The sequence below is a fragment of the Streptomyces sp. NPDC037401 genome (assembly GCF_055602345.1).
Genome location: NZ_JBVJWO010000015.1, coordinates 166,187 through 174,615 on the forward strand (window position 1 = coordinate 166,187; position 8,429 = coordinate 174,615).

Annotated in this window: 8 protein-coding genes and 1 pseudogene; 4 read left to right on the forward strand and 5 right to left on the reverse strand. The window is 73.3% G+C overall.

Going from position 1 to position 8,429, the window contains the following annotated elements; translation table 11 throughout:
* Positions 1-170: 170 nt before the first annotated feature.
* The 5 genes from ACZ7H1_RS18465 to ACZ7H1_RS18485 form a co-directional block, all read right to left on the reverse strand.
* Positions 171-926: an SDR family oxidoreductase gene (locus ACZ7H1_RS18465; RefSeq protein ID WP_470787875.1), complete on the reverse strand. Its 756-nt coding sequence runs from the start codon at positions 924-926 to the stop codon at positions 171-173.
* 10 nt (positions 927-936) lie between these two features.
* Entirely contained in the window at positions 937-1,740 is an 804-nt protein-coding gene (locus ACZ7H1_RS18470; protein WP_470787876.1) for an SURF1 family cytochrome oxidase biogenesis protein, read from the reverse strand.
* Between the two features lie 132 nt (positions 1,741-1,872).
* On the reverse strand, positions 1,873-2,106 hold the full coding sequence (locus tag ACZ7H1_RS18475) for a hypothetical protein (protein ID WP_267042895.1): 234 nt from the start codon (positions 2,104-2,106) through the stop codon (positions 1,873-1,875).
* Between the two features lie 64 nt (positions 2,107-2,170).
* Complete coding sequence (locus ACZ7H1_RS18480; protein WP_470787877.1) at positions 2,171-3,148, reverse strand: DEDDh family exonuclease; 978 nt, start codon at positions 3,146-3,148, stop codon at positions 2,171-2,173.
* Between the two features lie 125 nt (positions 3,149-3,273).
* The gene (locus ACZ7H1_RS18485) at positions 3,274-3,978 is read right to left on the reverse strand and encodes a TetR/AcrR family transcriptional regulator (protein WP_470787878.1); all 705 of its coding nucleotides are present in this window, start codon (positions 3,976-3,978) and stop codon (positions 3,274-3,276) included.
* A gap of 137 nt (positions 3,979-4,115) precedes the next feature.
* Between ACZ7H1_RS18485 and ACZ7H1_RS18490 the strand changes: the two genes are divergently transcribed.
* From ACZ7H1_RS18490 to ACZ7H1_RS18505, 4 genes and pseudogenes are all read left to right on the forward strand, one after another.
* Complete coding sequence (locus ACZ7H1_RS18490) at positions 4,116-4,913, forward strand: acetoacetate decarboxylase family protein (RefSeq protein WP_470787879.1); 798 nt, start codon at positions 4,116-4,118, stop codon at positions 4,911-4,913.
* Between the two features lies 1 nt (position 4,914).
* Positions 4,915-5,799, forward strand: a complete 885-nt coding sequence (locus ACZ7H1_RS18495; RefSeq protein ID WP_470787880.1) for an SDR family NAD(P)-dependent oxidoreductase — start codon at positions 4,915-4,917, stop codon at positions 5,797-5,799.
* A gap of 9 nt (positions 5,800-5,808) precedes the next feature.
* The gene (locus ACZ7H1_RS18500) at positions 5,809-7,101 is read left to right on the forward strand and encodes an amidohydrolase family protein (protein WP_470787882.1); all 1,293 of its coding nucleotides are present in this window, start codon (positions 5,809-5,811) and stop codon (positions 7,099-7,101) included.
* Positions 7,098-8,324, forward strand: a pseudogene (locus tag ACZ7H1_RS18505) (amidohydrolase family protein); the annotation flags it as partial. The gene ACZ7H1_RS18500 and the pseudogene ACZ7H1_RS18505, both read left to right, overlap by 4 nt.
* Positions 8,325-8,429: the final 105 nt, after the last annotated feature.

An 8,429-nucleotide genomic window follows, 5' to 3' on the forward strand; every position in this document is an offset into this window, starting at 1 on the left:
TGTGGGGGAACGGGTACTGCCGGGTTGCTGCTTGCCGGAACAAAACGTGGGGTGGGGGAGGAAGGCAAACCCCCCCCCTCCCCCCCCCCCCACCCCCCCCTCCCCCTCCCCCCCCCCCCCCCCCCCCCCCCCCCCCCCCCCCCCCCGACCCGCCCGGCAAGCCGCCAGGTTCAGAAGCCGTGCCGGGCGCCGCCGTCGACCGGCAGCATCACACCCGTCAGGTACGAGGCCGCCGGGGAGAGCAGGAACGCCGCGGCCCGCCCGAACTCCTCCGGCGTGCCGTACCGGCGCAGCGGGATCTTCGCCTCGTGCCCGGCCCGCGAGGCCTCCGCGTCACCCGACAGCGCGTCCAGTTCCCGCACCCGGTCGGTGTCGATCCGGGAGGGCAGCAGCCCCACCACCCGGATGCCCTGCGGCCCCAGTTCCTCGGACAGCGACTTCGCGAAGCCCGCGAGCCCCGGCCGCAGCCCGTTCGAGATCGTCAGCCCCGGGATCGGCTCGTGCACCGACGCGGACAGCACGAAGCCGATCACGCCGCCCTCGCCCAGCTCCGCCGCTGCAGCGCGCGCCAGCCGCACCGCGCCCAGGAACACGCTCTCGAACGCGGCGGACCACTGCTCGTCGGTGTTGTCCGCGGCGAACCCGGGAGCGGGCCCGCCGACACTGATCAGCAGCCCGTCGAAACGGCCGAACCGCTCCCGCGCGCCGGCGATCAGCCGGTGCGCCGAGTCCGGGTCGGCGTTGTCGGCCGCCATCCCCACGGCGTTCGGGCCGAGCTCGGCCGCGGCGTCGGCCGCGCGCTTCCCGTCCCGCCCGGAGACGACGACCTTCGCACCGTCCGCGGCCAGTTCGCGCGCGGCGGCCAGGCCCAGCCCGCGGGTGGCCCCGGTGACGACGTAGACGCGGTCCTTCAGTCCAAGATCCATGCGCCCTACGCTACAGAGGCGATGCGGCGGCGGGCTCGGGATCCGGCGCGTTCGCGGCCTTCGCCGCGGCCTCCGCGCGGTCGCGCCTCTCGCGGCGTACGAGGATCACCCAGCCCACCGGGACGCCCGCGGTGAACAGCCACCACTGCACGGCGTACGCCATGTGCGCGCCGATGGAGTCGTGGTCGGGCTCGGGAATGGGCTCCGGGCCGCCGCCCTTCGGCGCGGGTGCCGTCAGCTCGACGTACCCGCCCAGCACCGGCCGCTTCAGCGCCGCCGCCTGCTGCCTGCTGTTGATCAGCATCACCTGGCGGTCCGGCAGGCCCTTGCGGTCCTTGATGCCGCTGCCCTCGCTGGTCTCGTCGGCCTTCAGCCGGCCCACGACCGTCACCTCGCCCTGCGGGGCGGGCGGCACGGGCGGGAAGGCGCGGGCGTCGCCGCCGCCGGGCACCCAGCCGCGGTTGACGAGTACGGCCGTCCCGTCGCGCAGCACCAGCGGAGTCACCACGTGGAAGCCGACCTTGTCGTCCGCGGAGGTCCGCATCCGCACCACGACCTCGTGGGTCCGGTCGAAGGTGCCGGTGGCCGTGACCGCGCGCCAGAAGTCCGCGCGGGGGACCTCGTGGCCGGGAGAGGTGAGCCCGGTCACCGGGACCGGCTCGGCTGCGAGGTTGTCCGCGATCAGCTGGTTCTGTGCGACCCGGTGCTCGTGGCGGTGGAACTGCCAGAAGCCCAGTTTGATCATCACGGGGATGAGGACGAGGGCGAAGAGGGTGAGGCACACCCACTGCCGGGTCAGCACAAAGCGGTACACGCCTCTGACGGTACCCGCAGCGGACCGGGCTCCGGCTGCGGGGGTGCCTCCCCGCCCGGAGGGAGGTGGGGGAGGGCCGCCCGCCGGAGCCCGGCCGCGGGAGCCGGAGGCCGGCTGCGGGGAGAGACGGGGTCAGACGCGGTCGACGATGCCCACCTTCCCCTCCGCCCGGGCGCAGTGCGCCCCGCAGTACCACGAGCCCTCGACCTCGACGCCCTGTCCGATGATCTGGACGCGGCAGTGCTCGCAGATGGGCGCCATGCGGTGGATGGCGCAGGAGAAGCAGTCGAAGACGTGCACGGCGCCCTGCGCGTGCACCTCGAAGGACATGCCGTAATCGTTTCCGCAGACCTCACAACGTGCCATGCGCCACAGGGTGGGACCGCGGGGCGCCGACGGGCGAGCGGGCGCAGGGCGCGTCGCGCGACGGTCACCCGTCTGCCGCAGCCACGTCCCGCAGCAGCTGGGTGAAGGCGGCCTCGTCGACGACGGGGGTGCCGAAGGACTTCGCCTTGACCGTCTTGGAGGTGGCCGAGTCGGGGTCGTTGGTCACGAGCAGGCTCGTGAGCCGCGACACACTCGAGGCGACGTGCAGCCCGGCTTCGACCGCCCGGTCCTCCAGCAGCTCGCGGTCCACCGAGGTGTCACCCGAGAAGGCGACCCGCATCCCCTGCAGGAGCGGTTTCCCGTCCTCGTAGCGGCCCGGGTTCGGGTACGGGCACGGGGGCCGCTTGCGCGAGGGCCGCCAGCTGCCGCCCTGGTACGAGGCCTGCCGGCCGATCCTCGGTGCGGCGGGGGAGTCCGACCACTCGGTGAGCGGGCGGCATTCGAGCAGCGGCAGCCGCACGCCGTCCCGCGCGGCGGCGTGCAGCGACGGCCGGAAGGCCTCGGCCAGGACGCGGGCGTCGTCGAGGGCGTGGTGCGCGCGCTGCTGTACGACGCCGAAGTGCGCGGCCAGCGACTCGAGCTTGTGGTTGGGCAGCGGGAGGTTCAGTTCCTTCGACAGGGCGATGGTGCACAGGCGCTGACGCACCGGCGCGGCATCGGCGGCCCGCGCGTACTCCCGGGCGATCATCTGCCAGTCGAACATGGCGTTGTGCGCGACGAGCACCCGGTCCGCCAGGCGCGCGGCGAACTCGCCCGCGATGTCCTTGAAGAGCGGGGCGTCTTCGAGCATGGAGCTGGTCAGACCGTGGATCCAGACCGGACCGGGGTCGCGCTGCGGGTTGACCAGCGTGTACCAGTGGTCCTGTACGTTCCCCCGGGCGTCGAGCCGGTAGACCGCGGCGGACACTATCCGGTCGTCGCGCGCGAGCCCGGTGGTCTCCACGTCGACGACCGCGTACCCCTGCGGGTACGCGGCCGGCCACGTCGTCTCTGCGGTCGTTCGGTCGTCGAGCATGGTCACAGAGGATACGGGCCCGCACCGACACCCGGGGCCGGTCGGGGTCGGCGAGCACGGCGACGCGGGCCGCGTGCACGACGCGGGAGAGCGCGTACCCCGCGGTCGGGCAGTTCCGCTTCGAGCCCGGTTCATCGCCCGGGCGGGCTTCCGCTCGGTCTTCCGTTCGGGCTTCCGTTCGGTCCGCCGCCCGGGCCGCCGGGCCGGGTGCGGGCGGCGAGCAGGGATTCCACCAGGGCCCGTACGGACAGCAGGAACAGCCGCTCCGGGTCGGGCGGCCGGGCCAGGGCGCGGGCCAGCGCGGGATCGTCGGGGGCCCCGGCGGGGTCCCACAGCTCGCTCTCGCCGGGCGACTGGGCGGGCGAGCGCTCGCGGTTGCGCTCGACCAGCACGAAGCCGACGATCTGGAACTGCACCGCGCGGACGGCGTCGGCGGCCCGCGCCCCGCGCAGCCCGGCGGCGTGCACCTCGTGGACCAGGGCCTGCTGAGCGGGCAGGAACATCCGGTCGGTGAGGCCGCGTTCGTGGACCATGGCGATCAGGTGCGGGCGCTCGCGCAGCTGTCGGCGCAGGGAGCGCGCCACTGAGACGATCCGCTCCGCGGGGGTGCGGCCCACCGGCCGGATCGCGCCCATCTCCTCGACGGTGCGCGCGACGAGTGCGTCGAGCAGGGACTCGCGGTTGCCGACGTGCCAGTAGATCGAGGTTACGGCGGTGCCCAGCTCGGCGGCCAGCCGTCGCATGGTGAGGGCCGCGGGGCCGTGCCGGCGGACCAGGTCGGCCGCGGCCGAGAGCACCTCTGCGCGGGTGAGCGTACTCCTGGACGTGCCAGCCATCCCCGCCCTCCGAATCTGTCGGGTCGTCAGTTCTCGTTCGTACGGCCCTCTTTACCCTTCATCGACGGCGGTGTAACTGTGTTACAGAACCCCGCCGGGCACCCCCCGGGACGCACCCAGAGAAGGGTGGTACACCCATGGCACGTGTACGGTACGGCGCGCGCACTGAAGCCGAGATCGCGGCAGCGCGCGAGAAGAGCTCCAAGCTCCCCGACATCTGGTCCACCGGTGTGGTGGCGGTCTGGGAGAGCGACCCGGATGTGGTGGCGGCCGTGCTGCCCCCGCCCCTCAAGCCCGCCGAGCGGCCGCTCGTACGGGCCAACATCAGCACGGTCGACCTGCCCGGCTATCCGCTCGGCGCGGGATCCGTGGCGGTCGCCGCCCGGCACGGCGAGGTCGAGGGGTGGTACCCGCTGGTCATGCCGATGACCCACGAGCGGGCCCTCGTCGGGGGCCGCGAGGTGTTCGGCGAGCCCAAGAAGCTCGGCGAGGTGACCGTGGAACGCGACGGGCTGGTCGTCCGGGCCTCCCTCGCCCGGCACGGCATCGCCTTCGTCGAGGTCCGCGGGGCCGTCGACCGGGCGCTCCCGCTCCCCGAGCCCGTCACGAAGACCGACTTCTACTTCAAGTTCCTCCCCGCGGTGGACGGGTCCGGCTTCGAGGCCGACCCGGTGCTGGTGCACTGCACCCGCAACGAGAAGTTCCGCAAACTCGACAACGTCACCGGTGACGTTGTACTGCGCGAGTCGATGTACGACCCCGTCGCCGACCTCCCCGTACGCCGCCTCGTCGAGATCACCATCGGCGAGAAGACCACCGACCAGCAGGGCCGGGCCGTCGAGCGGGTCAGCGCCCAGGCCCTCCTGCCGTACATCCACCAGCGCTACGACGACCCCCAGCAGGTCCTCGACGGCCCGCCCGAAGGGAGCGTGTGACATGCGGCTCGAACCCGGCCAGGTCGCCGTCGTCACGGGCGCCGCCGGCGGCATCGGCCTCGCCATGGCCCGCCGCTTCGCCGCCGAAGGCCTCAAGGTCGTCCTCGCCGACGTCGAGGAGGGCGCGCTCGCCAAGGCCGCCGAACAGCTCGCGGCCGACGGCGCCGAGGTCCTCGCCCGCACCGTCGACGTCTCCGACCGCGGCTCGGTGGTCTCCCTCGCCGACGCCGCGTACGACACCTTCGGAGCCGTCCACGTCCTGTGCAACAACGCCGGCGTCGGCTCCGGCGCCGAAGGCCGGATGTGGGAGCACGAGCCCAACGACTGGAAATGGGCCTTCTCCGTCAACGTGTGGGGCGTCTTCCACGGCATCCAGGCCTTCGTCCCCCGCATGCTCGCCGGCGGCGCACCCGGCCACGTCGTCAACACCTCCTCCGGCGACGGCGGCATCGCCCCGCTCCCCACCGCCTCCGTGTACGCCGTCACCAAGGCGGCCGTCGTCACCATGACCGAGTCGCTCTACGCCCACCTCAACGCGGAAGGCGCGGCCGTCGGAGCCTCCGTCCTCTTCCCCGGCCCGCACATGCTGCGCACCGGCCTGTGGGAGTCCCACCGCAACCGCCCCGAGCGCTACGCCAAACAGCGCCCGCGCAGGACCCCGTACCGCAGCCTCGACCAGTGGGAGGCCGCGATGAAGCAGGCCGGGCACGACGTGGCCTTCACCCCGGTCGAGGAAGTCGCCGGGCACGTCGTGGACGGCATCCGTGCCGACCGCTTCTGGATGCTCCCGGCCAGCGAGCACAGCGACCGGCAGATCAGGGCCCGGTCGCAGTCGATGCTCGACCGCGCCAACCCCGCGTACCTCGAAAGCTTCATCCTCGACTGAGGGGCTCCCGTGACCGACAGCGATCCGTACCTGATCATCTCCTCCGACTGCCACGCCGGGCTGCCCACCGAGCAGTACCGGCCCTACCTCGACTCCCGCTTCCACCGGCAGTTCGACGAGTTCCTCGGCCAGCGCGACGCCCGCCGCGAGGAGGCCACCCGGCTCGGCGTCCGCAACGAGGCCTTCGCCGAGAAGTGGTTCCACGACAACGAGGAAGGCCTCAAGGGCGGCTGGGACATCGCGCAGCGCCTGAAGGAGCTCGACGGCGACGGCGTGGCCGCCGAAGTCGTCTTCCCCGACGCCGACGCGGTCGACAGCCAGACCGCCGCCCCCTTCGGCGTGGGGCTCGGCCTCTCCGGCGACCTCGACCCCGAGCTCGGCATGGCCGGCGCCCAGGCGCACAACCGATGGCTGGCCGAATTCCTCGGCGGCAGCACCGGGAGCGCGGCGCGGCACTGCGGCGTCGCCCTCCTGCCCGTCACCGGCGACCCCGCGAAGGTCGTCGCCGAGATCCACCGGGCCAGGGAGTCCGGCCTCGGCGCTCTGATGATCCCCTCGATGTGGGTGGACAAGGCGCCCTACCACGACCGGCGTTACGACGCCGTCTGGGCCGCCGCCGCCGAGACGGCGATGCCGGTGGTCACCCACTCCGGGGCCGCGCCCCGCCACGAGTACGGCGACCACCTCGGCATCTACGTCTCCGAGGTCACCTGGTGGCCCGCCCGCCCCCTGTGGTTCCTGCTCTGGTCCGGCGCCTTCGAACGCCACCCGGGCCTCAAGTTCGGCGTCGCCGAGTCCGGCTGCTGGTGGCTGCCCAACCAGCTGTGGTTCATGGACCGCCTCTACCTCGGCGCGCACGGCGGCAAGAAGCTCTCGCCGTTCGCGGAGCTGAAGCGCCCGCCGAGCGAGTACCTCGACCGGCAGGTGTTCATCTGCGCGACCAACACCAAGCGCCGCGAGCTGGCGCAGCGGTACGAGATCGGCGTCGACAACATCCTGTGGGGCAGCGACTTCCCGCACCCGGAGGGCACCTGGCCCAGCACCCGCGAGTGGCTGAAGAAGACCTTCCACGACATCCCGGTCGACGAGACCCGGCGGATGCTGGGCCTGGCCGCCGCGGAGGTCTTCGGCTTCGACACGCAGGAGCTCGCGCCGGTCGCCCGCCGCATCGGCCCCACCCCGGCGGAACTCGGCCAGTCCGCCGACCAGGACGCGGTGAAGGCGTCCTGGGCCCGCTCCCGCGAGACCGGTCGCCACTGGCTCACCGGCGGCGACTTCCCGGTGCTGGGGGTGAACCCGTGACCGGCTCCGCACCGCAGGAGGAGCGCTACACCGTCATCTCGGCGGACTGCCACGCCGGCGCCGACCTCCTGGACTACAAGCCGTACCTCGAGAAGCGGTACCACGACGAGTTCGACGCCTGGGCGGCCTCGTACGTCAACCCGTACGAGGACCTGCTCGCGGACACCGCCGACCGGAACTGGAACTCCGCCCGGCGCCTCGCCGAGCTGGAGGCCGACGGGATCGTCGCGGAGGTGGTGTTCCCGAACACCATCCCGCCGTTCTTCCCGAGCGCCTCGCTGATGGCGCCGGCGCCCACGAAGGAGGAGTTCGCGGCCCGCTGGGCCGGACTGCGGGCCCACAACCGGTGGCTCGCGGACTTCTGCGCCGACGCCCCGGGCCGCCGGGCCGGGGTCGTGCAGATCCTCCTCAACGACGTGGACGAGGCGGTACGGGAGATCCGGCGGACCAGGGACGCCGGGCTGACCGGGGGCGTCCTGCTGCCCGGCACGCCCCCGGGGTCCGGGATCCCGGAGCTGTACTCGCAGACGTACGACCCGATCTGGGCGGTCTGCGAGGAGCTCGACGTGCCCGTGAACCACCACGGCGGCTCCGCCTCGCCGCCGCTGGGGGAGGAGCCGGCGGCCCGTGCGGTGTTCATGGTGGAGACCACGTGGTTCTCCCACCGTGCACTGTGGCATTTGATGTTCGGCGGTGCGTTCCGCCGGCACCCCGGCCTCCGGCTGGTCCTCACCGAGCAGGGCTCCGGCTGGATCCCCGGGGTCCTGGAGATGCTGGACTACTACCACGGCCGGCTGGTCGCGGCCGCGACCGGTGCGGCGACGGCGGAGAAGAAGTTCGGCGCGGGCCTGGCCGAGTCCATGGGCAAGGGGCCCAGCGAAGTCTGGCGGGACAACTGCTTCGTCGGCGCGAGCTTCATGCGCCCGCACGAGGTGCCGCTGCGCGACCGGATCGGACTCGACAAGATCATGTGGGGCAGCGACTACCCGCACGACGAGGGCACGACCCCGTTCTCCCGCGAAGGCCTCCGCATCGCCTACGCGGGCCTGCCCCGCGACGAGGTCGCGGCCATGGCGGGAGGCAACGCCGCCCGCGTATACGGCTTCGACCTGTCCTTCCTCGCCCCGATCGCCGCAGTGCACGGGCCGACGGTCGCGGAGGTCGCCCGGCCGCTCACCGAGATCCCGGCCGAGGCGAGCAGCCCGGCCTTCGCCCCCGGGGGGGGGGGGGGGGGGGGGGGGGGGGGGGGGGGGGGGAGAGGGGGGGGGGGGGGGGGGGGGGGGGGGAGACCCGCGCGTCGTCACCATCATAGGGGGGGAGGTGTTTGC

What these genes read in the sequence shown, in the direction of transcription:
- ACZ7H1_RS18465 (WP_470787875.1), bottom strand. Translation starts at nt 926, where the DNA reads ATGGATCTTGGACTGAAGGACCGCGTCTACGTCGTCACCGGGGCCACC.
- ACZ7H1_RS18475 (WP_267042895.1), bottom strand. Translation starts at nt 2,106, where the DNA reads ATGGCACGTTGTGAGGTCTGCGGAAACGATTACGGCATGTCCTTCGAG.
- ACZ7H1_RS18485 (WP_470787878.1), bottom strand. Translation starts at nt 3,978, where the DNA reads ATGGCTGGCACGTCCAGGAGTACGCTCACCCGCGCAGAGGTGCTCTCG.
- ACZ7H1_RS18490 (WP_470787879.1), top strand. Translation starts at nt 4,116, where the DNA reads ATGGCACGTGTACGGTACGGCGCGCGCACTGAAGCCGAGATCGCGGCA.
- ACZ7H1_RS18495 (WP_470787880.1), top strand. Translation starts at nt 4,915, where the DNA reads ATGCGGCTCGAACCCGGCCAGGTCGCCGTCGTCACGGGCGCCGCCGGC.